The 24,470-nt window shown below is 33.8% G+C and carries 25 protein-coding genes and 1 pseudogene; 14 read left to right on the top strand and 12 right to left on the bottom strand.

Annotated elements, in window-relative coordinates; genetic code table 11:
* The coding region (locus PHC28_RS02880) for an aldehyde dehydrogenase family protein (protein WP_300096481.1) at window positions 1–761 on the top strand (761 nt) is incomplete at its 5' end.
* A 39-nt stretch (window positions 762–800) separates the two neighbouring features.
* Here PHC28_RS02880 and PHC28_RS02875 read toward each other — a convergent pair.
* The 7 genes from PHC28_RS02875 to PHC28_RS02845 form a co-directional block, all read right to left on the bottom strand.
* Window positions 801–2,078, bottom strand: coding sequence for an APC family permease (locus PHC28_RS02875; protein ID WP_300096480.1), 1,278 nt, complete (start codon window positions 2,076–2,078; stop codon window positions 801–803).
* Between the two features lie 83 nt (window positions 2,079–2,161).
* Complete coding sequence (locus PHC28_RS02870; RefSeq protein ID WP_300096479.1) at window positions 2,162–4,630, bottom strand: TonB-dependent receptor; 2,469 nt, start codon at window positions 4,628–4,630, stop codon at window positions 2,162–2,164.
* Window positions 4,631–4,899: 269 nt separating this feature from the next.
* Complete coding sequence (locus PHC28_RS02865; RefSeq protein WP_300096478.1) at window positions 4,900–5,385, bottom strand: DUF6646 family protein; 486 nt, start codon at window positions 5,383–5,385, stop codon at window positions 4,900–4,902.
* Window positions 5,386–5,419: 34 nt separating this feature from the next.
* Window positions 5,420–6,145: a metallophosphoesterase family protein gene (locus tag PHC28_RS02860; RefSeq protein ID WP_300096477.1), complete on the bottom strand. Its 726-nt coding sequence runs from the start codon at window positions 6,143–6,145 to the stop codon at window positions 5,420–5,422.
* 73 nt (window positions 6,146–6,218) lie between these two features.
* Window positions 6,219–6,698: a hypothetical protein gene (locus PHC28_RS02855; RefSeq protein ID WP_300096476.1), complete on the bottom strand. Its 480-nt coding sequence runs from the start codon at window positions 6,696–6,698 to the stop codon at window positions 6,219–6,221.
* 102 nt (window positions 6,699–6,800) lie between these two features.
* Window positions 6,801–7,940 carry an ATP-binding protein gene (locus tag PHC28_RS02850; protein ID WP_300096475.1) on the bottom strand — a complete coding sequence of 380 codons (1,140 nt, stop codon included), beginning with the start codon at window positions 7,938–7,940 and terminating at the stop codon, window positions 6,801–6,803.
* Window positions 7,941–7,962: 22 nt separating this feature from the next.
* Window positions 7,963–8,835 (bottom strand): aldo/keto reductase family oxidoreductase, encoded by an 873-nt coding sequence (locus tag PHC28_RS02845; protein ID WP_300096474.1) that lies wholly within the window; start codon window positions 8,833–8,835, stop codon window positions 7,963–7,965.
* Between the two features lie 214 nt (window positions 8,836–9,049).
* Between PHC28_RS02845 and PHC28_RS02840 the strand changes: the two genes are divergently transcribed.
* From PHC28_RS02840 to PHC28_RS02795, 10 genes and pseudogenes are all read left to right on the top strand, one after another.
* The gene (locus PHC28_RS02840; protein ID WP_300096473.1) at window positions 9,050–10,054 is read left to right on the top strand and encodes a MoxR family ATPase; all 1,005 of its coding nucleotides are present in this window, start codon (window positions 9,050–9,052) and stop codon (window positions 10,052–10,054) included.
* Between the two features lie 80 nt (window positions 10,055–10,134).
* Complete coding sequence (locus tag PHC28_RS02835; RefSeq protein ID WP_300096472.1) at window positions 10,135–10,998, top strand: DUF58 domain-containing protein; 864 nt, start codon at window positions 10,135–10,137, stop codon at window positions 10,996–10,998.
* 106 nt (window positions 10,999–11,104) lie between these two features.
* A complete protein-coding gene (locus tag PHC28_RS02830; protein WP_300096471.1) occupies window positions 11,105–11,464 on the top strand; it encodes a four helix bundle protein in 360 nt (119 codons plus the stop codon).
* 94 nt (window positions 11,465–11,558) lie between these two features.
* Window positions 11,559–13,211 carry a hypothetical protein gene (locus tag PHC28_RS02825; RefSeq protein ID WP_300096470.1) on the top strand — a complete coding sequence of 551 codons (1,653 nt, stop codon included), beginning with the start codon at window positions 11,559–11,561 and terminating at the stop codon, window positions 13,209–13,211.
* The gene (locus PHC28_RS02820; protein ID WP_300096469.1) at window positions 13,211–14,212 is read left to right on the top strand and encodes a VWA domain-containing protein; all 1,002 of its coding nucleotides are present in this window, start codon (window positions 13,211–13,213) and stop codon (window positions 14,210–14,212) included. The genes PHC28_RS02825 and PHC28_RS02820 overlap by 1 nt, the downstream gene beginning before the upstream one ends.
* A 5-nt stretch (window positions 14,213–14,217) precedes the next feature.
* Window positions 14,218–15,252 (top strand): VWA domain-containing protein, encoded by a 1,035-nt coding sequence (locus PHC28_RS02815; RefSeq protein ID WP_300096468.1) that lies wholly within the window; start codon window positions 14,218–14,220, stop codon window positions 15,250–15,252.
* A complete protein-coding gene (locus tag PHC28_RS02810; protein ID WP_300096467.1) occupies window positions 15,252–16,007 on the top strand; it encodes a tetratricopeptide repeat protein in 756 nt (251 codons plus the stop codon). Before PHC28_RS02815 ends, PHC28_RS02810 begins: the two co-directional genes overlap by 1 nt.
* A 102-nt stretch (window positions 16,008–16,109) precedes the next feature.
* The gene (locus PHC28_RS02805; protein WP_300096466.1) at window positions 16,110–17,867 is read left to right on the top strand and encodes a BatD family protein; all 1,758 of its coding nucleotides are present in this window, start codon (window positions 16,110–16,112) and stop codon (window positions 17,865–17,867) included.
* Between the two features lie 55 nt (window positions 17,868–17,922).
* Window positions 17,923–18,302, top strand: a pseudogene (locus PHC28_RS02800) (GxxExxY protein).
* Window positions 18,303–18,352: 50 nt separating this feature from the next.
* Window positions 18,353–19,096, top strand: coding sequence for a tetratricopeptide repeat protein (locus PHC28_RS02795; protein WP_300096465.1), 744 nt, complete (start codon window positions 18,353–18,355; stop codon window positions 19,094–19,096).
* 6 nt (window positions 19,097–19,102) lie between these two features.
* Here the strand turns inward: PHC28_RS02795 and PHC28_RS02790 are convergent, their stop codons facing one another.
* On the bottom strand, window positions 19,103–19,612 hold the full coding sequence (locus PHC28_RS02790; protein ID WP_300096464.1) for a CvpA family protein: 510 nt from the start codon (window positions 19,610–19,612) through the stop codon (window positions 19,103–19,105).
* 141 nt (window positions 19,613–19,753) lie between these two features.
* Here PHC28_RS02790 and PHC28_RS02785 point away from each other — a divergent pair, with 141 nt between their 5' ends.
* The 3 genes from PHC28_RS02785 to PHC28_RS02775 all read left to right on the top strand — a co-directional run bounded on the left by PHC28_RS02785 (window position 19,754) and on the right by PHC28_RS02775 (window position 21,716).
* Window positions 19,754–20,110, top strand: coding sequence for a hypothetical protein (locus tag PHC28_RS02785; protein ID WP_300096463.1), 357 nt, complete (start codon window positions 19,754–19,756; stop codon window positions 20,108–20,110).
* Window positions 20,111–20,199: 89 nt separating this feature from the next.
* Entirely contained in the window at window positions 20,200–21,219 is a 1,020-nt protein-coding gene (gene pheS, locus PHC28_RS02780; RefSeq protein ID WP_300096462.1) for a phenylalanine--tRNA ligase subunit alpha, read from the top strand.
* A gap of 89 nt (window positions 21,220–21,308) precedes the next feature.
* A complete protein-coding gene (locus PHC28_RS02775) occupies window positions 21,309–21,716 on the top strand; it encodes a hypothetical protein (RefSeq protein WP_300096461.1) in 408 nt (135 codons plus the stop codon).
* A gap of 98 nt (window positions 21,717–21,814) precedes the next feature.
* Here the strand turns inward: PHC28_RS02775 and PHC28_RS02770 are convergent, their stop codons facing one another.
* The 4 genes from PHC28_RS02770 to PHC28_RS02755 form a co-directional block, all read right to left on the bottom strand.
* Entirely contained in the window at window positions 21,815–22,810 is a 996-nt protein-coding gene (locus PHC28_RS02770) for an NAD(P)H-dependent glycerol-3-phosphate dehydrogenase (protein WP_300096460.1), read from the bottom strand.
* 264 nt (window positions 22,811–23,074) lie between these two features.
* Entirely contained in the window at window positions 23,075–23,656 is a 582-nt protein-coding gene (gene nadD, locus PHC28_RS02765) for a nicotinate (nicotinamide) nucleotide adenylyltransferase (protein ID WP_300096459.1), read from the bottom strand.
* Between the two features lie 78 nt (window positions 23,657–23,734).
* Window positions 23,735–24,313, bottom strand: a complete 579-nt coding sequence (gmk, locus tag PHC28_RS02760) for a guanylate kinase (RefSeq protein ID WP_300096458.1) — start codon at window positions 24,311–24,313, stop codon at window positions 23,735–23,737.
* On the bottom strand, window positions 24,310–24,468 hold the full coding sequence (locus tag PHC28_RS02755; protein ID WP_300096482.1) for a MepB family protein: 159 nt from the start codon (window positions 24,466–24,468) through the stop codon (window positions 24,310–24,312). Before PHC28_RS02755 ends, gmk begins: the two co-directional genes overlap by 4 nt.
* Window positions 24,469–24,470 lie beyond the last annotated feature (2 nt).

The raw sequence follows: 24,470 nt of genomic DNA, 5'->3' as shown, positions 1-24,470 counted from the left end.
GAAAAACCATTCTCGAATTAGGAGGAAACAATGCGATAATCGTTTCAGAACACGCTGATATCAGTATGGTTTTGGTTGGAGCTGTTTTTGGAGCCGTTGGAACCGCTGGACAACGCTGTACTTCGACACGCCGTTTAATCATTCACGAAAGTGTGTACGACAAAACTATTAGTGTTTTGAAAAATGCCTATGGTCAATTGCAAATCGGAAATCCATTAGACGAAAACAACCACGTTGGTCCGCTTATCGACAAAGGAGCTGTTCAGGAATATTTAGCTGCCATTGGAAAAGCCAAACAAGAAGGCGCAATTATAATTGTTGAAGGTGGAGTTGTCGAAGGAAATGGATACGAAAGCGGATGTTATGTAAAACCGTGCATTATCGAAGCCGAAAATCATTTTGAAATCGTTCAAACTGAAACTTTTGCTCCTATTTTATACGTAATGAAATATAGCAAAATCGAAGAAGCTATTGCAATGCAAAACGGAGTTCCTCAAGGACTTTCCTCTTCAATATTCACAAATAATATGCGAGAAATGGAATTATTCCTTTCGCAATCGGGTTCGGATTGTGGAATTGCCAATGTAAACATTGGAACTTCAGGAGCAGAAATTGGAGGTGCTTTTGGAGGAGAAAAAGAAACTGGTGGAGGACGCGAATCCGGTTCCGATGCTTGGAAAGCTTATATGAGACGACAAACGAATACCATTAATTATGGAACCCAATTGCCTTTGGCACAAGGAATAAAATTTGATTTGTAGTTTAGAATTTTTAAATCCAAACAAATTGAAATTACTATTTTAAGGTTTGATTTTGTATTTTGTATCAAAAAAGTATAGAATCAAACCTATTAAAATAGTTGACAATCCTATTAAACTTTCTTTTTGGTGAGCTATAAATGTAAAGTAGCAAATGTAAACCCCAAAAGCCAAAAAGACGACTGGAAAAATCCAGAAATATTTTCCTTTGAAAATGTATCTTTTGTTGGAAGGAATAGTAAAAACTGTTGCAACCGCTAGTGTTGCTAGTATTTGTAGCAAGAACGAAGCGTAGATAAAAATTTCTTCAAACTCACCAGTCAAAATGATTATAATTGCGATTAAAGCATGAACCCACAAGGCTAAATAAGGAATTCCGTTTTTTGATTTATTCATAAAACTCCAAAGTTTATTTTCTTTTGCCGTTGCAAAACTTACTCTGGAACCAATCCATAAATAGCCGCTAATCGTAGCAATTAATTGTGCTGCAATAAAAAAGCTAACCCATTTTGCCCCATTCAATCCCAAAAACCCATTAGCCGCAATTGAAGCCACGTCTTCTTGATTGACTAATGATGAAATAGGAGCGTGTTTTAGAAAAACATAATTGATTAAAACATAAACCAAGGTCACAAATAGAGTTCCAATAATGAGTGATTTTGGAAGATTTTTGGTTGGATTTTTTATTTCTCCAACAATATAAGAGGCAGAATTCCAACCTGTATATGCAAAAGATACAAAAACTAATGAACTAGCAAATTCTGGCATTTGAACTTCTTTTATCCAACCATTATTGAAATTTAAGCCGTTTTGGACTTGCGGAGCAAAATACAATCCGAGTCCGATTATCCCTAAAACGAATAATACTTTTAGCATAGTAAAGCCGTTTTGAAAATCACTACTCATTCTTAAACTAAAGGATTGTGTTAGAGCCGTTAAAATAATGATTCCTATGGCAAATTCTTTTCCTAATTCTAATCCAAAAATTTGTAAATACTTGCTCATCGCCAATGCTGCCAATGCAACTGGAGCAGAAAACCCCACAATCAGTGAAATCCAACTGCTTAAATATCCAAAAAAAGGATGAAAACCCCGCGATAAATAGATATAATCGCCACCCGATTCTTTGTAATAATTTCCCAATTCTGAATAGCAAAAAGCACCGAATAGTGCTAAAATGCCACCTATAACCCAAAGTAAAATTATGGAATAGGTGTTGGTCAAATAAGCCACCTGATACCCCAAAGAAGTAAAAATTCCAGTGCCAATCATATTCGAGACCACTAATGCTGTGGCAGTAAGCCAAGTAATTTTTTTCAAAGGTGAAAGTGTATATTAAATAAAAAAACTTTGCCAAGGTTTTCGTCTTGGCAAAGTAATAAAAATAACTTTAAAACAAAGAATTATAAGCTGTAACTAATTCGTCCAAAATAGTAAGCACCTGTTGTTCCCATTTGAACTGGTGCATATTTGAACACTCCAAAATAACTGTTTTCATAAACTTGTTTGTCTGGAAAAACATCAAATAAATTATTCGCTCCAACAATAAATTGAATTTTAGACGTTGCTTTATAAGCCACAGATAAGTCAGTAACTACTTTTCCGTTGTGTTTTTGTTCGATTCCAAAAGGGAAACCATTTCGAGTAACTTCTCCAAAATAAGTGTTTCTTAATAAAAAGTTGAATTTATTGATACCGTAGTTTAAGGCTAAAGTTCCTTTATGCAATGGTGTATTTGTTTCTATCAAACTTCTTTCTTGTGGGCCAAAATAAACATCTTCTTGACCAATAAATGCAGTAGGAATATTATTCAATGTAGAGCCAACTTTATTTTTATTGTAGTTGTACAACAACGAAACATTTAGATTTCCAGCTCCTAAATTCAAGTCATAGTCAGCTACAAAATCGATTCCTTTGGTGTTGGTATTGATGGCATTAGTGAAGAAACGACCGGTTTCTGCGCCATAAGTTTCAAATAAAGCTTGAAGTGCTGGAACAGGATCACCATAAGCATCGTTCCCTAAATTTCCAGTAAGGATAATTCTATTGTCGATTTTAATTTGGTACGCATCAACTGTAAAATGTAATTTTTTTGATGGAGAAAACACAATTCCAAAGCTGTAATTTGTAGAAGTTTCCTCTTTTAATTTTGGAATTCCAAGTTGTTTGGCAACATCGCTATCGTTTCTAAAAATACCAGAATTTAATAATTTTCCATCCACAACATCAGTGGCAATATTGTTGAAATATTGTTGTTGCAATGAAGGGGCTCTAAATCCTGTGCTGGCCGAACCGCGAACAAAAAATTGATCAGTAATTTTATATCTGGCCGAAAGTTTTCCGTTTGTGGTGTTGCCAAAATCAGTGTAGTTTTCGAAACGCACTGCGGCATCAACTAAAAATTTATCAGTAAAATTTAATTCCGCATCGGCATATATACCAGTGCTATTTCTGGTTTTATTTACAACATTCAGGTAAGAAAAACCAGGAAAAGATTGTGCTCCACCATTAATATAAGAAGCAGTTTCGCCAGCAAGAATTTGATAATTTTCATATCTAAATTCTGCTCCTAAAGCTAAGTTTAGCCCTTTGAAAACAGATTTGTAAGCTCGAGTAGCATCAGCATTTACTGTGTTTTGTGAAAAAGAGTGGCTTCCAGCGTCAAATTTGGTTGGGCTAGCAGCTCCTAAAGAAAAATTATTGGTATTGTCAACATTGTATTGGAAATTATTTGCACCAAAAGTATTGCTTACATCTAATTTCCAATCGGAAAATTTAAATCTAAGACCAGAAATTAAGGATACATCCAAAATATTTGACTTTAATTCTGGTTGAAAACCATTTGGGAATAATTCTGGAACAACACTGTAAGTTTCACTTGGCAAACGTCTAAATCCAAATCCAGTTCCGTTTCGTTGGCTAACTCCACCAGCTGCATAAAATTCAATATTGTCGTCTAAAGGGACTACAGTATTTAAAAATCCTTGAATGTTTTGAATCTTGGCATCGCCCACCTGAAAATTAAAATCATCACGATTTAAACCTTTCGAAGCAAGCAAATCATCATCTATTTGGCGAGCATTTGGATCGCTAAAATCATATGCGAAATAATTATTGTATGCTGATTGATCAAAAATAATTAGGTTGTGATTTTGAGAACGATTAGTTTTTTCGCGATTGCTAAACTCAGCTGTTAAATTGATAAAACCGCCTTTGTCGCCCAATTTATGACCATAATTTATATTTAAATTGGAAGTTTGACCATCGTTGCGAGAAGTTTGGCCATAAGTGCCATTCACTTCTAATCCTGTGTTTTCTTTCAAAACTAAATTGATAACTCCCGCGATGGCATCCGAACCATATTGAGCCGCAGCTCCATCACGTAAAACCTCAATTCTTTTGATTGCCGAAGCTGGAATGGCACTTAAATCAGTTCCAACCGATCCATTTCCAACGGTATTTTGATAGTTTACCAATGAAGTTGTGTGTCTTCTTTTACCATTAATTAAAACCAAAGTTTGGTCTGGACCTAGACCTCTCAAAGATGCAGGATCAATATGTTCGGTTCCATCTGAAGCTGATTGTCGGTTCGAATTAAAAGCCGGAATCATATAAGTCAAAATATCGTTGATACTAGTTTGTGGCGTAACGTTTTTGATTTTTGCTAAACTCACCACATCAATAGGAACGGCTGTTTCAAGTTTACTTTTGTTGGGAGTTCTACTTCCTACAACAACAATTTCATCAAGATTGTTTATTGTGGTTTCTAGGCTGTCTTTTTTTTGAGCAGTTTCATTTTTATCTTGCGAATAAGATTGGCTTGCCGAAAAAAGTAAAAGGGCACTAAGGCTTAATTGTAAAATTTTTTTCATAATTGGTTTTTTCATAAATGGATTTAAAAATAAAAACCCCCTGTTTATAGCAGAGGGTTACTGTATATTTTAATGATTTTAAAATTATGCAATAGACTACTCAGCCGATTTTCCCGACATCATTATACACATATTGAACATTGTTAATTTCATTATTTTTCTTGAATTATTTCAAAGGTGCAAATTTTATAATTTTTTCTATATAAAAAAAGAATTAACCGTTTTTTTGGTTATTCTTCAGACAAAATAGACATTTATTATTTAGGCTATTAATCTAAATTGAATGATGCCCCAATATTAAAAGTAGCTCCGTTGTTGTATTTTGAAACAGCTTCTGAATCATATTTTGCAAATGGAACTGAAAATTCAGAAAAAACGCCAAATCCATCCGAAAAGAAATATCTTGCGCCAAGATGACCACCAAAATTTTTCAAACCTAAATTCAATCCTGGATACACGTCAAATTTTGGTGAAATATTTAATACATTTCCTAAGTTGGCATTAAATCTTGCTTTGGCATCAAAACGATAGTCACCAGAAACATTTTGAATTTGACTGCCACCAAGTAAATAAGAGGCTAAAATTCCAATAGAAATGTTTTCTCCTAATCCAAAATCGGAAGAAACCAAAATTCCTGTTCCACCATTTTGAATATTCATACCGATGTCGAGTTTAGTATCTCCTTTTCCTTTAAATGCTTGAGCGTTTATCATACAAAATGCTCCTAATAATACGATTGTAAAAAATTTTTTCATTGTTTATTTTTTTTTTTGCAAATATAGCGTTTTTTTAATTTCTCCCCTTTTCACTTGGATACAAACTGGGCAACGGTTCACTCTGCCAGAATTCTTTCGTGTCAATATCCATAATCGTTAGCGGTCCTTTGAAGGCAGCTCCTGTATCAACATTCCAAACGTTGACTTTATTTACAGGAGTGGTTTTGTTAATTCTGGAAACTGGTGTGTGACCAATGTAGATTTCCTTGTACAATGTCAATCGTTTTGGATAGTGCAAATCATCTGGTTTCATTTTTTTGTCCAATGCTAATGCCGTTTCCCACAAGGTTCTATCCCAATAAAAAAGTTCTGGAAAATATTCATAAATCACGCCATTCATATTGGTAAAACCAGCGTGAATAAACAAACGTTTTTGTTCGTCAAGATGATAGTTCTGTAAGGATTTTAAGAATTTAATGTGTTTTTTGATGGTTTCGCCACTGGTTTTGTCATACGCCAAAACAGTTGATTCGCCGCCGTGTTTGTACCACAAAGGATTATCTTTATTTTCATCGAGCCATTCCAGCAATAATTTATCGTGGTTGCCAAGGATGAAAATGCAATTATGCGTCGTTTTCAATTCGATCAAATAATCAAGAACTTGGGGCGATTGGCTCCAACCATCCACATAATCGCCTAGAAAAATAAGAGTGTCTTTTGGGGTAACTTTGGCTCTTTCCATAATTTGGTGCAAAGCACGCAAACCACCGTGAATGTCGCCTATAACGAGTGTTCTCATTCTATTTTGTTTATTTTTTCTTTAAATAATTTACCTAAAATTATTAATTTAAACGGCTGTTTAGTGGCAGTTTTTATTTCGCAGTTGGTATTTTTCCTTCTATCCATTCTTTTTTTTGTTGTGCTGCACCGCTTAAAAACAGAAAGTTTGAGTTCTCAAAGTCAATAAGTCCAAACGCAATGACCATAAATTTTCCGTCTAAATATTGTTTCTCAGTTTCATTTGGTTCGGCTGGTCTTAAATACCCTACCACTCTAACTTTGTCACCAATTTTATTTGTTTCATTTTTAAACATTAAGACTGTCCATAAATAATTACTGTCACTAATTTTAAGTCTGTAAAATGGTGTGTTGTTTCTACTATTTTCAATTTTTTCAATCGTTCCATTAAATGCAACTACTTCTCCGTCAAACTTTTTAAGTTCCTCAAAGCTTCCTTCTTGAATATTTGTAGGGAAGGATTTATCTTTTGCTTTAGTAGTCGGAAAATTATTTTGTCCAAGTAGATTTGCAACTGATAATGTTAAAAGTAAAATTGAAAGTAATGTCTTCATCTTATTGTTTTTTGTTGTGTCGTTGTATGCAAAATTGCCACTAACTATTTAATTTGCGACCCGAGCGATAGCGAATAGCCGAAGCAATTTGCGGTTGAATTTTTACTGCACATCATACTTCATTTTCCTCAAAATCCGCAACGCTTCTTTAAAGGACAAATATACATAAGTGAAAGGTTTCAAAAGCGGTTTGGCGTCAATCAATTTTTGCTTCGCATCTTCAAATCCGTTGAGGTAACAAATCATAAATGTCGAAGGTAAATTTTCTAAATCTTTCTGTTCTCGTTCCGTTAACGAAAGTCCTTTTTGGAGTTTGTTCAACAAAGAAATGTTGGAATTATAAATATGAAACAACATTTTCCGGTTGAATTCTGGAGGTTGAAAAAGGATTTCCCGGTCAATTTTATAATAACCATTATCGTGAAAATTGATGGTTTGTTTTTCCAAAGGATAAAAACTCGTTTTGTCGTTCAGACCCAAAGGCACATATTCGATAATCGTAAAAGAATCTTCGTCAAAGGTAATCGTTACCACATCCTGAGCCGAATAAAACAGCTTGATTTGCTCGTTTATCAGTTCAATATCAACCCGAGAAAGGAAAGTTTTATCTCGGGATTTTTTGGGAACGCCAGCCCAGCATATGACAAATAATTCCTTGAAAACCTTGTATTTTGGCATCATATCTTTGTGGCGGAAATTCATAAAATCAATCACGCCATCGAGTGTGTATCCAATACTGTTTCTGGAATTATTTTCAATGCCAATGACGGTTTCCGTGTTTTGATAATTTTTCTCGATTTCTCCTTCAACAGGAACGGTATTACTCCCCCGACGTATAAAAACACTGTTGGCAGGAATCGTGTGGATTCCTTTTTTAAAATGTGAGGTCTTGCTTTTTGCCTTTATGGTCACCAATCCGATTACCTTGTCTTTTGGCAAATTGGGAAAAGGCACGTTTTCGTATTGAATTTTCGGTGGATTTTCGAGATAAGCGTTGACCAAATTCTGGATGCGGCTGTCGTCAAAAAAGTCGTCGCCCACAATCTCGTTGTCGTGGTCTTCGACACCCACAACAATATAGGAATTATTAGCAGGATTCGAATTGGTCAAGGCGCAGATATGTTTCAAAAACTTGGCTTTTCCTTCACGAGTATGCAAATTTAACTGGCGTTTTTTGTCATAAAAACTGCTCTCATCATTGTGAGCCAAGAGGTTTTTAATTAAAAGACGTTTGTTAATCATTGGTTATAAATTGGAAAACTATTTACGGAATAGGATTCCCCGCACTAGCTGTCCATAAAACAAACCAATCTTCAAGTTCCATTTCAAAAGTTGTAGCCTTCATTAAATTAGTAATTCTAGTTTTGTCGGCGGTGCCAAAAACGGGTGAAATTCCTGATGGATGTTTTAAAATCCAAGCCAAAAGGAGTACATCAATACCAACGTTATATTTCAACGAAAGTTGCTCTGCCAGTTTTTTAATTCGGATGGATTTGTCATCAGATTTTTTGAAAACGCTTCCCAAAGGGGACCAGCACATTGGTTTGATTCTATTGAGTTGCATATGATCTAAACTTCCGTCTAGCATTGGTTCAAAATGAGTAATCGAAAACTCAATTTGATTGTAATTTACTTTCGTTTTTGTTTGAATTAAATTGGTTTGAGTCGGAGTAAAATTCGAAACGCCAAAATCTAGAATTTTTCCTTCGGTTTTGAGTTTTTCAATTGCTTCGGCAATGGCATCGACTTGCATCAAAGGGCTTGGTCTATGCAATAAAAGCAAGTCCAAGTAATCAGTTTTCAAATTTTTCAGCGATTTTTCAGCCGACCGAATAATGTGTGATTTCGAATAGTCGTAATGATGAATTTTGGCACTTCTGTTTTCGGCTGGTAATTGGATTCCGCATTTTGAAATCAGTTGAATGTTTTCTCTTTTAATTTGGCTTTCACCAAAAGCATCCCCAAAAGCTGACTCAGTGGAATAACTGCCATAAATATCGGCGTGATCAAATGTTGTAATTCCAGTTTCAAGACAGGAATTCATCAGTTCAATCATCTGGGTTTTGTTGAGGTTTTTGCCCCAGATTCCCCATGTCATTGTACCAGCAATAATTTTGGAAAAAGATTTTTTTGTCATTGGATTAAATTATTTAGTATTTATTTGAGAATCCTTAATTTTGAGGCTTATTTATTTGAAACTTTAAAATTATGAAAATACTATCACAAATCATCCTTAAAATTCAGTGTTTATAAGAAGTTTTAACCATTTTTTAACATCGTACTTCTAAAAAAAAATTCAATTTGCACCATCAAAAAAAACGGATACAATTTACAGTAATTAAAATAGGAAAATGGAAGAGAATACAGGAACTATGGACATTAGAGCAATCAATGAAAAAATAGAAAAAGAAAGTGCTTTTATCGATTTGCTTACTATGGAAATGAATAAAGTAATCGTGGGTCAAAAACACATGATTGAGCGATTATTAATCGGACTTTTGGGTCAAGGTCACATCTTGCTTGAAGGTGTTCCAGGATTAGCAAAAACATTAGCGATTAATACTTTGTCGCAAGCTGTTCACGGGTCTTTTAGCCGAATCCAGTTTACACCAGATTTATTGCCAGCGGATGTTGTGGGAACAATGATTTACAACATTAAAGCCAACGAATTTTCTATTAAAAAAGGACCAATTTTCGCCAATTTCGTTCTTGCCGATGAGATTAACCGTGCGCCGGCCAAAGTGCAATCAGCATTATTAGAAGCAATGCAAGAAAAACAAGTGACTATTGGCGACACGACTTTCAAATTAGACAGACCGTTCTTGGTTTTGGCAACTCAAAACCCTATTGAACAAGAAGGAACGTATCCTTTGCCAGAAGCGCAAGTCGATCGTTTTATGTTGAAAACTGTTATCGATTATCCAAAAATGGATGAAGAGCGAATGGTAGTTCGTCAAAATCTAAAAGGAAGTTACGAAAAAGTAAATCAAGTGGTTTCTGTAGAACAAATTTTGCGTGCTCAAGAAGCAGTTCGTGAAGTTTATATGGATGAAAAAATTGAAAAATACATACTTGATATTGTATTCGCTACTCGTTTTCCAGAGAAATATAAATTGGCCGATTTGAAACCATTAATCAGTTTCGGAGCTTCGCCACGTGGAAGTATTAATCTAGCAAATGCTGCAAAATGTTATGCATTTATCAAACGTCGTGGTTATGTAATTCCAGAAGACGTTCGAGCCGTAGTTCACGATGTATTACGTCACAGAATTGGGATTACATATGAAGCCGAAGCCGAAAACATTACTTCTGTTGATATCATCAACAAAATCGTAAACGAGATTGAAGTTCCATAAAAGTGAATAGTAAAAAGTGAATAGTAATTAGTCTTGTATGGCTGCTATTCACTACTCTCTACTCACTAATTACTAAAGAAATGGAAACAAAAGACCTCTTAAAAAAAGTTCGAAAAATAGAAATCAAAACCCGAAGATTGAGCGATCACATCTTTTCGGGAGAATATCATACATCTTTCAAAGGACGTGGAATGACTTTTAGCGAAGTACGTCCGTATCAATATGGGGACGATATTAGAGCTATTGATTGGAATGTTACCGCTCGTTATAACGAAGCACACGTCAAAGTTTTTGAGGAAGAACGCGAATTGACGATGATGTTGATGGTTGATATTTCGGGTTCGGAAAGTTTTGGTTCTAAAAGCCAATTCAAAAAAGACATTGTCACCGAGATTGCGGCAACAATGGCATTTTCGGCAACACAAAACAATGATAAGATTGGCTTGATTTTGTTTTCTGACCAAATTGAATTGTACATTCCGCCTAAAAAAGGACGTTCTCACGTTTTGAGAATTATTCGTGAATTGATAGAATTCGAACCTAAAAGTCACAAAACCGATATTGCTCAAGCTTTGAAATTCTTGTCAAGCACTCAAAAAAAGAAAGCCATCGTGTTTGTGATTTCTGATTTCATTTCAGAAGATTATGAACATACATTGAAAATTGCTTCTAAGAAACACGACATTACCGGCATTCGAGTGTATGACATTCGCGAAGAAAAAATACCAAATCTAGGAATGGTTTCTATGCTTGATGCCGAAACAGGTGAGACAAAATTGATTAATACAGGTTCAAAATCGGTGCGAATGAATTATGAAAAATACTATCACGAAAAAGTGAAATATTTTAAAGAGACATTTAGTAAATCTGGGGCAGGAGTTGTAAATACTAGAGTTGATGAAAGTTATGTAACCAAATTATTGGGTTATTTTAAATCGAGATAAAGATTTGAGATTGAAGATTAACGATTTTTGATTTCAGATTTGGTTGGAATGGGAAGATGATTTGAGATTGAAGATTTTAATTTGGAAAGCAAAATAGATATAGAAAATGAATAAACAAGAACTAGAAAATAGATTGATAGATTTTGCTGCAACCATAATAATTGTTGCTAGTAATTTTGAAAAAAATTATGCTGGAAATCATTTAGCTGGACAAATTATTAGATCAGGAACTTCTCCAGCATTAAATTATGGGGAAGCTCAAAGTGCAGAAAGCACTAAAGATTTTATCCATAAAATGGGAGTTTGTTTAAAAGAATTAAGAGAAAGTTTGGGTTGTTTAAAAATAATAGAAAAGGCAAATTTAACGAAGGATTTAAATAATTTATCGATTGCAAAGACTGAAGCCAACGAGTTGATTTCAATTTTTGTGTCAAGTATTAAAACCGCTAAAACGAATATGAAATGATTTTTGATGTAAACGAGTCAAAAGTTTCAAGAGAAATCTGAAATTAAAAATCGTTAATCTTCAATCAAAAATCAAAAGTTTCCGAAAATAAAGAATGAAAAAATTATTATTAATACTTCTGCTTTCAACCACCATTTTTGCGCAACAAAAACAGGTGGTAACAAGCGTTGATTCGATTAAGAAAAAGATTGGTGCAGAGTTCAAACTTAGTTTAAAAACAACTGTTGACACCAAGTCGAAAGTGGTTTTTCCTAAGTTAAAAAACATTGGAGCTCTTGAAGTGATTCAATCTTATCCTATTGACACAGTTAAAAAGGACGACCGTTACGAATTGGTGAAAAAATATGGTTTGACTCAATTTGATTCCGGAAAATATACTATTCCGAGTATCAAGATTTTGATTAACAACAAAGTTGTGATGTCAGATTCGATTAAAGTTGAAGTTGCAAACGTTCAGGTGGATACTTTAAAACAAAAAATGTATGACATCAAGGATATTGCTCCCGCTGACAATTCACTTGGTGATTGGTGGAAATATCTATTAGCTTTATTGTTGATTGCTGGCATTGGAGCATTGATTTATTGGTACTTAAAACAACACCAAAAGAAAAAAGCAGAAGAAGAAATCTATAAAACACCAATTGAAAGAGCGACCAGTTTACTCAACAACTTAGAAAAGAAAAAACTTTGGCAACACGGTGAAGTAAAGGAATATTATAGCGAATTGACCGACATTGTTAGGAATTACATCGAAGAAGCGATTGAAATTCCAGCAATGGAAAGCACTACTTTTGAATTGATTGAAGGACTGAAAGTGGCTTCACGTAAAAAGAAATTGAAACTTTCTCCTGAAACAATCGAGAATTTGTTTGTGGTTTTAAAACAAGCCGATTTGGTGAAATTTGCCAAATCAAAACCATTGGATTATGAAATTACCGAAGACAGAAAGAAGATAGAAAGAGCGATAGTTACGCTTGATAAATCAATTCCTGTAGTCGTTGAAAACAATGAAGAAATGTTGCTTAACGAAATGCAACGTCAAGAACAGTTGAAAAGAGAATTACAAAAACAAAAGAAAAAACGAATAACTATTGCTATTGCTTCGGTTCTGTTTTTACTTTTCGCAACGACAACTTTTTTTGTAGTTACTAGAGGTTTCGATTATGTAATTGATAACGTTTTTGGAAATTCTTCTAAAGAGTTGCTTGAAGGTGAATGGATAAAAAGCGAGTACGGAAATCCAAGCGTGAGAATTGAAACTCCGAGAGTTCTTAAAAGAATTGACATAACAAAATCGCTTCCAAAAGAGGGAATGGCTTTGATTAAGGAAATGCAATCTTTTGCTTATGGAAGTTTGGCTGATAATTTTTATGTTATGGTTTCGACTTTCAATTACAAGCAAGCTCCGAATACTGGTGAGGAAACAGAGCAAAAACCAATTGATTTATCGAAAGCATTAGACGGAACCTTAAAATCGATAGAATCAAAAGGGGCTCAAAACATGATTGTAAAACAAGAAGATTTCGAGACAAAAGAAGGAATTAAAGGAATCAAAGGATACGGAACGTTTTCGAATATTGACGATGTTAGTAAAAATAGCACCAAATTATATTATGAAGTTTTACTGTTTAGTCAAGAAGGAGGATTGCAACAAATTATGATCGTGCACGAAGAAGGAGACAAATATGCTAATGAAATTTCAGATCGAATCTTGAGCTCTGTTGAACTTAAAAAAGCACAACAATAATGGGAAAGATAACTTTTTTAAACCCAGAGTTTTTTTGGTTGTTTCTTTTGATACCATTAGCGATTGCTTGGTTGTTTTGGAAAGGAAACCATCAATCGGCTTCATTAAAAATCAGTTCTATTCAAGGATTCAAGGATTCGAATTCGCTTTTGGCAAAACTAAAACCAATGTTGAATGTGCTTCGATTATTGGCGTTAAGCTCGCTAATTGTTGCAATTGCAAGACCCAGAACGGTTGATGTGAGCAATAAAACAAAAACGACAAGAGGAATTGATATTGTAATGGCAGTCGATGTTTCAGGAAGTATGCTTTCGAGAGATTTAAAACCAAACCGAATGGAAGCCCTAAAAGTAGTAGCTTCTAATTTTGTTGATGAAAGACCCAATGACAGAATTGGATTAGTGGTTTATGCCTCAGAAGCTTACACAAAAACACCAGTAACCAGTGACAAAGCAGTCATTCTTGAAGCTATAAAAAGTATAAAATATGACAATGTTTTGCAAGACGGAACAGGAATAGGAATGGGATTGGCTACAGCTGTAAACCGATTAAAAGGGAGTAAAGCTAAAAGTAAAGTGATTATTCTTATGACGGACGGGGTTAATAATGCAGGTTTTATCGAACCCGAAACCGCTGCGGATATTGCCAAACAATACGGAATAAAAGTATATACGATTGGAATTGGAACAAACGGAATGGCTGAATCGCCTTATGCTTTAGCTCCAAACGGACAGATTATGTTCCAAATGATGAAAGTAGAAATTGACGAACAATTATTAAAAAACATTGCTCGAAAAACAGACGGAAAATATTTCAGGGCGTCAAGCAATAGCAAATTAGCCGAGATTTACGCTTCGATTAATAAGTTAGAAACCACAGAAATTAAAGAATTAAGATTCTATGATTATGATGAAAAATTCAGGCCGTTTGTGTGGTTGGCAGGCTTTTTAATCTTGTTAGAAATTGGATTACGAAATACAGTTTACAGAAGTTTTATATAAACAAAATGGAATTAGACGAAAATAAATATTTATATCTCCTTTTTATATTGCCAATTGTGGCAGTACTTTTTCTATTGAATTTGTATTGGAAAAGAAAAAAGCAGCGTGAATTCGGCGATTTAGATTTGGTAAAAAAACTTAGTCCCGAAAGCTCATTTTTTAAACCTATTTTGAAGTTGGTTGTAATGCTTTTAGCTTTGACAGGAATAATTTTTGGTTTGGTAAATCCAAAAATTGGAACCAAGATGGAAAAGGTAAAACGAGAAGGAATCGACATTGTTTTTGCAATGGACGTTTCTAAAAGTATGCTTGCTGAAGACGTTGCGCCTAGTAGATTGGAAAAAAGCAAACAAATTGTTTCTCAAATCATCAATCAGTTAGGAAGCGACAGAATAGGAATCGTTGCTTACGCAGGAAGTGCCTTTCCAGTATTGCCAATTACGACTGATTATAGCGTGGCAAAAATGTTTTTGCAAAGTATGAATACAGATATTGTTTCCTCACAAGGAACATCGCTGGACGAAGCCATAAAATTATCTTCGACTTATTTTGACGATAAAAGCAAAACCAGCAAATTATTGATTCTGATTTCTGACGGGGAAGACCATTCGGAAGGAGCTGCAGCCGCCGCAGAAGAAGCCAATAAACAGGGAATGAAAATCATAACCATTGGAGTTGGAACCGAAAAAGGAGGTACAATTCCTCTGAGAGTTAACGGAGTTATACAAAGTTTTAAACGCGACAACAATAACGAAGTGGTTATTACTAAGATGAATACTGAAAGTTTAAAAGCTATTGCCAAAGCCACAAAAGGAGGTTACGTTAGCGGAAATAACACTAAAGAAGTACTCGATTACGTAAAGAACGCTCTCGATAACATACAAAAAACCGAATTTGAATCTACCCAAATGGCAGATTTTCAATCGCAATTTCAATGGTTTTTAGGATTCGCTTTTGCGCTATTATTTTTGGATATTTTCTTCTTGGAAAGAAAAACAAAATGGGTAGGAAAGTTGAATTTATTTAATGAAAAAGAATAATGAAAAATTTTATATTATATATTTTACTAACACTTTCTTTTGCAGTTTCTGCTCAAGAAAAAGATAAAACTTTGCCTGAAGCAAACGAGCAATATGCTCAAAAAAAGTTTGTTGATGCTGAAGCCAATTACAGAATCTCGCATTCAAAATTTCCTAAAAAAGCAGATGCTTCTTATAATTTGGGAAATGCGATTTATAAGCAAAATCAAAATTCGGAAGCTAAATTTGAGTACGAAAAAGCTATTAAAAATTCAAAAACAAGAGAGCAGAAGCATCAGGCATTTCATAATTTGGGAAATGTATTTATGAAAGAAAAAAATTATTCTGAAGCGGTTGAAGCTTATAAAAATGCCTTGAGAAATAAACCTTCGGACGAGGAAACCAGATATAATTATGCATTAGCCAAGAAAAAATTAAAAGAAAATCCTCCTAAAGACGACAAGAAAAAAGATAAAAATAAAGATAAGAAGGACGACAAGAATAAAGATAAAAACAAGGACAAGAAAGACGGGGACAAGGATAAAGATAAAAAAGACGATAAAGGTAAAGATAAAGAAAAACCTAAAGACAAGGATGGTAAAAAAGACGATAAACCAGGTGATAATGGACAGCCAAAACCAAAGCCTGGAGGAATTTCGAAACAACGATTAGAAAATCTTTTGGATGCCGTAAATAATGAAGAGAAAAAAATTCAAGATAAAGTTAATGCCCAAAAAGTAAAAGGAAAACCAGTTCAGACTGAAAAAGATTGGTAATTCAATAATAAAAACGAATTGGACAATTAAAATAATAACAAAATAAAATGTACCCAGTTTCAACTCCCTCTCCTTTGGAGAGGGTTGGGGTGAGGAAATACAATGAAAAAAAGTATAGTAGCGATTGTTTTAATGGTTTGTAACTCACTTTTGGCTCAAGTACAATTTGAAGCCAAAGTAAGTAAAAACACGCTTGGACTAAACGAGCGACTTCGTATCGATTTTACGATGAATGTTGATGGGGATAATTTTGACCAACCCTCTTTTGAAGGATTTAGAATCATTGCTGGACCAAGTCAACAAGTAAGTCAGTCGTGGATAAATGGAAAGAGTTCTTTCGAAAAAACCTATTCCTATTATCTTTTACCACAACAAAAAGGGAATTTGATTATCAAGCAAGCCTCGATAGAATACAATGGGCAAATTTATAAGACATCTCCAATAAAAATAAACGTTACAGCAGCAGTTGAGCAGCCTAAAGATCCAAATGACACTCAGGTTTCTGCTGATGATAATATTTATCTTGTAGCTGATATTTCTAAAACTAATCCATACATCAACGAACCAATTACAGTTGTATACAAATTGTATTTCAGCTACAATATTGGAATTACGAATTGGAGAGAACTTGACAAACCTAAATACAATGATTTTTGGAGTCAAAATATTGACATCAAACAACTCGTTGCCGAAGAAGGAATGTTTAAAGGAGAAAAATACCGTTATGTAGTACTTAGAAAAACAGTTTTATATCCTCAAAAATCCGGCAAACTCGTTATTGAGCCATTGTCATTAGATATCGATGTACAATTACCAACTAATCGTAGAGATATGTTTGGACGAGTAATAGTTACCGATGGAAACAAAAGAGTTTCTGCTGGTGCCAAAACAATCTCGGTAAAAGCACTTCCTGAGACAGGAAAACCGGCTGATTTTTCGGGTGCTGTAGGGAAATTTGATTTCAGAGTAACTCCTTCGAAAACGAATTTAAAAAACGGAGAAAGTCTGGATTTATTGGTTAGCGTTTCAGGAAGCGGAAATATGAAATTATTCAATATTCCAAAACCGGTAGTTCCTAATTCATTAGAAATGTATGACCCAGTTCATAGCGAAAAAGTGAATACAGTATTATCTGGAATGTCAGGAAAAATATCGGATAGTTATACTATTATTCCTCAGTTCAAAGGGAATTATCCAATAAAACCAATGCAATTCTCGTATTTTGATTTGGGTTCAGGAACATATAAAACCATAAGTTCACAAGAGATAATGATTAATGTCCTTGATGGGCCTTCGGCTAATGATCAACCTGTGGCAACAACTCCAGGGATTGCCAAAAACGTAATTTCTAGCACCGAACAATTCAAATATATTAAGTTAAAAACAAATCTTGTTTCGATGAATGAGGAAGATTTCTTTGGGTCAAATGCCTTTTACGGTTTATTATTTATGCCTTTTTTAATACTTCCTATGATTGTTTTATTTAAAAGAAAGAAAGAAGCAATGGACGGCGATGTTACTGGCAATAGAATAAAAATGAACAACAGATTAGCCAAGAAATATTTATCAGAAGCCAAAAAACAAATCAACAACAAAGAGCCATTTTATGTAGCTTTAGAAAAGGCAATGCATAATTTCTTAAAAGCAAAACTGCATATTGAAACTTCAGAAATGAGCAAAAGCAATATTCAAGAACTTTTATTATCAAGAAAAGCAAGTCCAGAAACGGTAATTGATTTTATTGCTCTTACAGAAAACTGTGAATTGGCACGATATGCACTAACTTCAAGTTCCACTATTCAACAGGATTTTGATAAAGCGGTTGTGATAATTTCAGATTTGGAGAAACAGATTACTTAACCACAAAGGACACAAAGAAAGCACTAAGTTCACTAAGTTTTTTAAAAATATATTAATGACTGAAAACGAAATTTCAAAAATAGTATTTGAATGTGCTTTGAAAGTACATAAGACTTTAGGTCCAGGATTATTAGAAAGTGCTTATGAGGAATGTATGTTTTATGAACTTAAAAAATCTAATTTAAAAGTTGAAAAGCAAAAAGCATTACCATTGGTTTATGAAGAAGTTAAGTTGGATGTTGGTTACAGAATCGATTTATAGTTGAAGATAAATTTATTGTAGAAATTAAATCTGTCGAAGCTCTAAATGATGTTCATTTGGCACAATTGCTAACTTATTTAAGATTATCAGGCTGTAAATTAGGATTATTAATCAATTTTAATGTCAAATTACTAAAAGAAGGAGTTCGAAGAGTGGTGAATGGAGTGCTTTAAATAGTGAACTTTGTGCCATCTTTGTGTCCTTTGTGTTTAAATTTTTTTTTATGAAAAATATATTATATCTATTACTACTAACAACCCAAGTTTTCTTTGCCCAAAGCGGCTTTGATAAAGGGAATTATTTGTACCAAAAAGGAAGATATGAGGAAGCAGTTTCTCAATACGAAAGCGTTTTAAAATCCAATAATCAATCGGCTGAATTGTATTTCAATATTGGGAATTGCTATTATAAATTGAACAAAGTTGCTCCTGCAATTTATAATTATGAAAAGGCATTAGTACTTAATCCGGATGATCAAGAAATTCAAAACAATCTTAAATTTGCCCAAAAATTGACCATTGATGAGGTAAAAGAAGTGCCAAAAGTGGGATTTTCAAAAATGATTAACGACTTTACTTCAACCTTTCATTACAATACTTGGGCTTGGATTTCGGTTGGGTTTTCTGCTGTTTTTTTGCTTTTTTTCATTGGATATTACTTTTCGCAAATAACATTGACAAAAAGAATATTTTTCTTCGGAATGTTTGTTTTGCTTTTGCTGTTATTGATTAGTGTTTCTGCAGCAATTTCAGAGAAAAATGAATTTGAAAATGAAAAACCTGCTGTTGTTTTTGTTGAAGCAGCTTTGGTAAAAAGCGAACCGCAAATGTTGAGTTCAACTGTTTTTACACTTCACGAAGGAACCAAGGTTTTTGTATTGGAAACATTGAATAATTGGAAAAAAATTCAATTGACTGATGGAACTGAAGGCTGGATTGAACAGGCAGCAATTAAGGAAGTGAAATAAATCTAATTACTGATTTTTTTTCTTCAAATCCTCATACCATTTTTCAATCGAAGGATAAATAAATCCCGCTGTTTTTTGGATTGGACGATAAAAGATGGATTTGTCTAAAGTCTCTTTTTTGGCAAATGTATTGTCGAAATTTATTTTTTCGAAGAGGTTTAAAAAGATGCTAATTACTAATACCGTTTTTAGAACTCTAAAAAAACCACCGCCAAGTTTATTTATCCAACCCAATTGTGCAAAATCTGCTATTCCAGTGAGGAATTTTGCCAAAAGTGACACTCCAACAACAACCAAAATAAAGGTGAGAATAAAGGCTGCTATTTGGATTGTTTTAGGATTCCAATGTACAAATCCAGTAAGTATTTCTTTTACAAAAAAAGAAAATTTTAGGGCAAGATAAATTCCTAAAATCAATGAAATGAAGGACGCCAACTCTACAAAAAGTCCGGTTCTTATGCCTTGAAGCAAACCATAAGCAAGTAATATACCCAAAACTATATCTAAAAAACTCATATAAAAAGGAATAAAGAGAAAAGAATAAAGAACAAATATAAAAGAATTATGTTGGTATCTTTGCACGAATAATTTTAGAGTTAAGATTTCAGATTAACAAAATCTGCAATCTAAAATCTGCAATCTAAAATCTAAAATCAAATGTCAAGAGATATACAACTTAAAGAACGCTGGGAACAGCTTGTAATTATACTTTCAAACCAATTTTCGCAAGGTGAAGACCTAGATTTAGATGCAATTATCTATTTAATAGGCGTTCAAGAACTCGGAAAAGTGCATCAAAAGTATGAAAAAGACGAAAAACTCAACCTGATGCACATTGCAATCTGTCGATTATTGGAACCGTATGGTTTCTATGAGTTCGAATTTTTCGATGAGGAAGGTTGGCCACATTACAGGGTAAAAGAAGAATTACCTCTACTAAAAGCAGGCGAACAATCGGTTTTGATGAAAGAAGCGATTGTGAATTATTTTCTTGAAAAAGAGCTTATAGATTAGAAATCACATTTTGAATGTGAAACTTTAAATTTTAAACTTTAAACTCCGAACAAATTACTTAAATTTGCACTTTCAATTATTGGATGAAAATGATAGACAAGATAAAAGAATATATTGGCGAAGCACAAGCTTTTTCAACACAAAATAAGGAAGAATTAGAAGCTTTCCGAATTAAATTTCTAGGAAGTAAAGGACTTTTAAAAGACTTTTTTGCCGAATTCAAAAACGTACCTAACGATCAAAAAAAGGAATTTGGACAAGTAATCAATTTGCTAAAATCTTCTGCTGAAGAAAAAGTTAAATCCATACAAGAATCTCTAGAAAGTAAAGAAGAAACCAAAGGTTTTTATGGTGATTTAACACGCTCGGCTGAACCAGTAATTATTGGTTCTCGTCATCCAATTTCCTTGGTAAAAAACCAAATTATCGATATTTTTTCTAACGTTGGTTTCAATGTTTCCGAAGGTCCGGAAATCGAGGATGATTGGCATAATTTCACCGCATTAAACTTGCCAGAATACCATCCAGCACGTGATATGCAAGATACATTTTTCATTCAAACCAATCCAGATACTTTGTTGCGTACGCACACTTCATCGGTGCAAGTGCGTTATATGGAAAACAACCAACCGCCTATCAGAACGATTTCTCCGGGAAGAGTTTTTCGTAATGAAGCCGTTTCATCACGTTCACACTGTATTTTTCACCAAGTCGAAGGATTGTATATTGACAAGGATGTTTCCTTTGCCGATTTGAAACAAACACTTTTGTATTTCACCAAAGAAATGTTCGGAAAATCAAAAATTCGTTTGCGTCCGTCTTATTTTCCTTTCACGGAACCAAGTGCCGAAATAGATATTTATTGGGGATTAAAAACTGAAACCGATTACCGAATTACCAAAGGAACCGGTTGGTTAGAAATTGGTGGTTGTGGAATGGTAGACCCTAATGTTCTCAAAAATTGCAACATCAATCCTGAAGAATACACTGGTTTTGCTTTTGGAATGGGTATCGAAAGAATTGCAATGTTGTTGTATCAAATTGGTGATATTCGAATGTTTTATGAAAACGATGTTCGTTTCTTAGAGCAATTTAAGGCATCAATATAATCCCATTATTTAAGATTTTTCTTTATAAAGTTCAAAATTTTGTGTGCTTTGCGCCTTCTTTGTGAACTTTGTGGTTAAGTTTCAATTTTATGAAAAAAGACATCATCATCCCCACAGTTGAAAACGTTTTTATCGCCGTAGTCCAAGAATGGAGCGACGATTTTATGGAAAAAGTGTGGTTTGCTTATTTAGTAAACGACAGCGATTTCAATCTCGATGGTGTAATGATTGTTTCAAAAGCTTTTGGAACTATCGATGGCGAAATGAAAAAAACTTCGCTTTTGCGACACGCTTTTGTTGAAGTTCCTGCGGTTTCAGTAGTTAAAATTGAGATGATTGAAAAAAGTGTTTTGGCACTCAATAATGAGTTTATGGTTACTTTCTTTATTGGCGAAAAACTATACGATAGAAAGTTCATTTTCAAAGCAAATTCGATAACTCCTGATTACGTTGAGGAAGTTCCAATTTTGTTTGTTGATGGAGTAATTGTGAGGTGACTTGTACTTTGAATTTGTCATTTCGACCAACGGGAGAAATCACATAACGAGAGCAACTGATATGATTTCTCCCGCTGGTCGAAATGACAAAAAAGGGATTAATCCAACTTCTCAGTTAACCTTTCAAATACTTTTTTAGCTGATTTTCCTTCATATAAAATGCTGTAAACTGCATCTATAATTGGCGTTTTGGCACCATAACCTAGATTGAGATTGTAAGCACTTTTTGTGGCGTAATAGCCTTCGGCAACCATACTCATTTCCATCATTGCAGATTTTACGGTGTAGCCTTTTCCAATCATATTTCCGAACATTCTGTTTCTGGAAAAAACAGAATATCCTGTCACCAATAAATCACCCAAATAAGCCGAATCATTGATGTTGCGTTTCATTTTGTGGACTTTTCTAATGAATTTCTTCATTTCTCGAATACCGTTGCTCATCAAAACCGATTGAAAATTATCTCCGTAACCCAAACCGTGCGCAATTCCTGCGGCAATGGCATAAATATTTTTGAGCATTGCTGCATATTCTGTGCCGATAATGTCATCTGAAATTTTGGTTTTGATATAATCACCTGATAAATGGTTAGCAACAATTTTTGCTTTTTCAGCATCACCGCAAGCAATTGTCAAATAGGATAATCGTTCTAATGCAACTTCTTCGGCGTGGCAAGGCCCTGTTATTACACCTATATTTTCGAAAGGAATACCGTAAGTTTTGTTAAAATGTTCACCAACAATCAAACTTGTTTCAGGAACAATTCCTTTGATGGCCGAAAAAATAACTTTGTCTTTCAGGCTTACCGTCAATTTTTCGAGTTCTGAACTCAAAAATGCCGAAGGGATGGCAAAAATGATATAATCAGCATAAGATACAGCTTCATTTATATCGCTGGTGAGTTTTAATTTTTTGATATCAAATTCAACAGAACTCAAGTAATTTGGATTGTGCTGATGAATTTTTAAATGTTCAATAGCATCTTCATTTCGCATGTACCAAGCAATTTCTTCTAGATTTACGCAAAGCATTTTAGCTATTGCTGTAGCCCAACTTCCACCGCCAATTACTGCGAATTTAATATTTTTGGTCATTTTCTTATTAGATTTATTCAAAAGTACTTAAAAGTATTCGAATAAAATAAATAATTTACTGGCATAATTTGCTTTTAAAATGAATCAAAATTGCGATGCTAAGAGGAATAAATAAAAAAATATTATTTTCAGTACAATATTTTTTTACTTTATTCGTTGTAAATTATTACAAATTAGTTTTTTATAAAATAACAAGGTTGAATTAGTTAGTTTTTTTAGTATTTTGAAAAAAGGCGTTCTTAAAAGGTAGTACTAGAACGCCTTTTATTTTTTATAAAAATTATTGTGGTCAATATATTCCCAAACTTTTTCAGGTAAAAGAGGACGAACATTCTTCTTATTTTTAATATTTTCCCGAATAAAAGTCGATGAAATTTCTACAATTGGCGCATCAATAATATGAACTTTTGGGTTGTCTTTATAAATAGAATTTTCTAGTTCTGATGAAATGCGAGGATAAACATAAATGGCATGATTTTGCAAAATTATATCGTAGTTTTTCCATTTGTGCAACGACTTTAAATTGTCTTCTCCCATAATCAACGAAAACTTATGCTGTGGAAATTTTTCCTGTAAATGTGCCAAGGTATTCACGGTATAATTGGGTTGTGACAACTTAAACTCAATGTCTGAGGGTTTGATTTTTGGATAATCTTCAGTAGCCAAAAAAACCAATTGCAAGCGTTGATAATCGTCCAATAAAGTTTGTTTATTTTTCAACGGATTATGAGGCGTTACCACCATCCAAATTTGATCTAAACCCGAATATTCCGCGAAATGATTGGCAATAATCAAGTGCCCAACATGGATGGGGTTGAAGGTTCCGAAATACAATCCTATTTTCATTTTTTTAAATCTAAAAAATCTAAAAAATTAAAAAATCTAAAAAATATTCTTTTGCTTTTTTTAGATTCTTTTGCTTTTTTAGATTGAATTATTTACAAAATCTTTTACCAATTGATAGGCTTCATCTAAAGCGATATTCAAATCATAATTTTTTATAATAACATCAAATTGTGGCGCGGTTGCCAATTCCACCGAAGCTTTTGCAATACGCATATTGATTTTGTCATCACTTTCGGTAGAGCGTTCTTTAAGTCTTCTTTTTAGTTCATCAACGCTTGGTGGTTTCACGAAAACAGCCAGAGTTTCTTCTGGAAATTTATGTTTGATTCGCAAACCTCCAGCAACGTCAATATCAAAAATTACGTTTTTTCCTTTAGCCCAAATGCGTTCGACTTCACTTTTCAAAGTTCCGTAAAAATTATCGCGATACACTTCTTCCCATTCTACAAAATCTTCGTTTTTGATGTGGGTTTTGAACTCCTCAAGCGACATAAAGTAATAATCTTTTCCATTTACTTCTTCGCCACGAGCTTCACGCGTAGCTGCCGAAATAGAAAACTCTAAATTCAAGTCTTCTTTCCCTAGTAAATGCCTAACGATGGTAGTTTTCCCTGATCCTGATGGTGCCGAAAACACTATTAATTTTCCTTTTTTCATTTTATAAGAATGCTGTTTTCTTTGTAAAGCAATTTTGCTCGATTTATATCTAATGTTTCATCAAATGGAATTTCTAAAAAATAAATTAGTTGCCATTTTTGCGTTTTTACAGCTTGTTTACTTTCCGTCAAATCCCAAATTGGATATACTCTAATGG

It is taken from the genome of Flavobacterium sp. (assembly GCF_028712645.1).
Classification (GTDB): Bacteria; Bacteroidota; Bacteroidia; order Flavobacteriales; family Flavobacteriaceae; genus Flavobacterium.
Note: the sequence above shows the minus strand (reverse complement) of the source record. Positions and strands in the feature narration are given on the sequence as shown.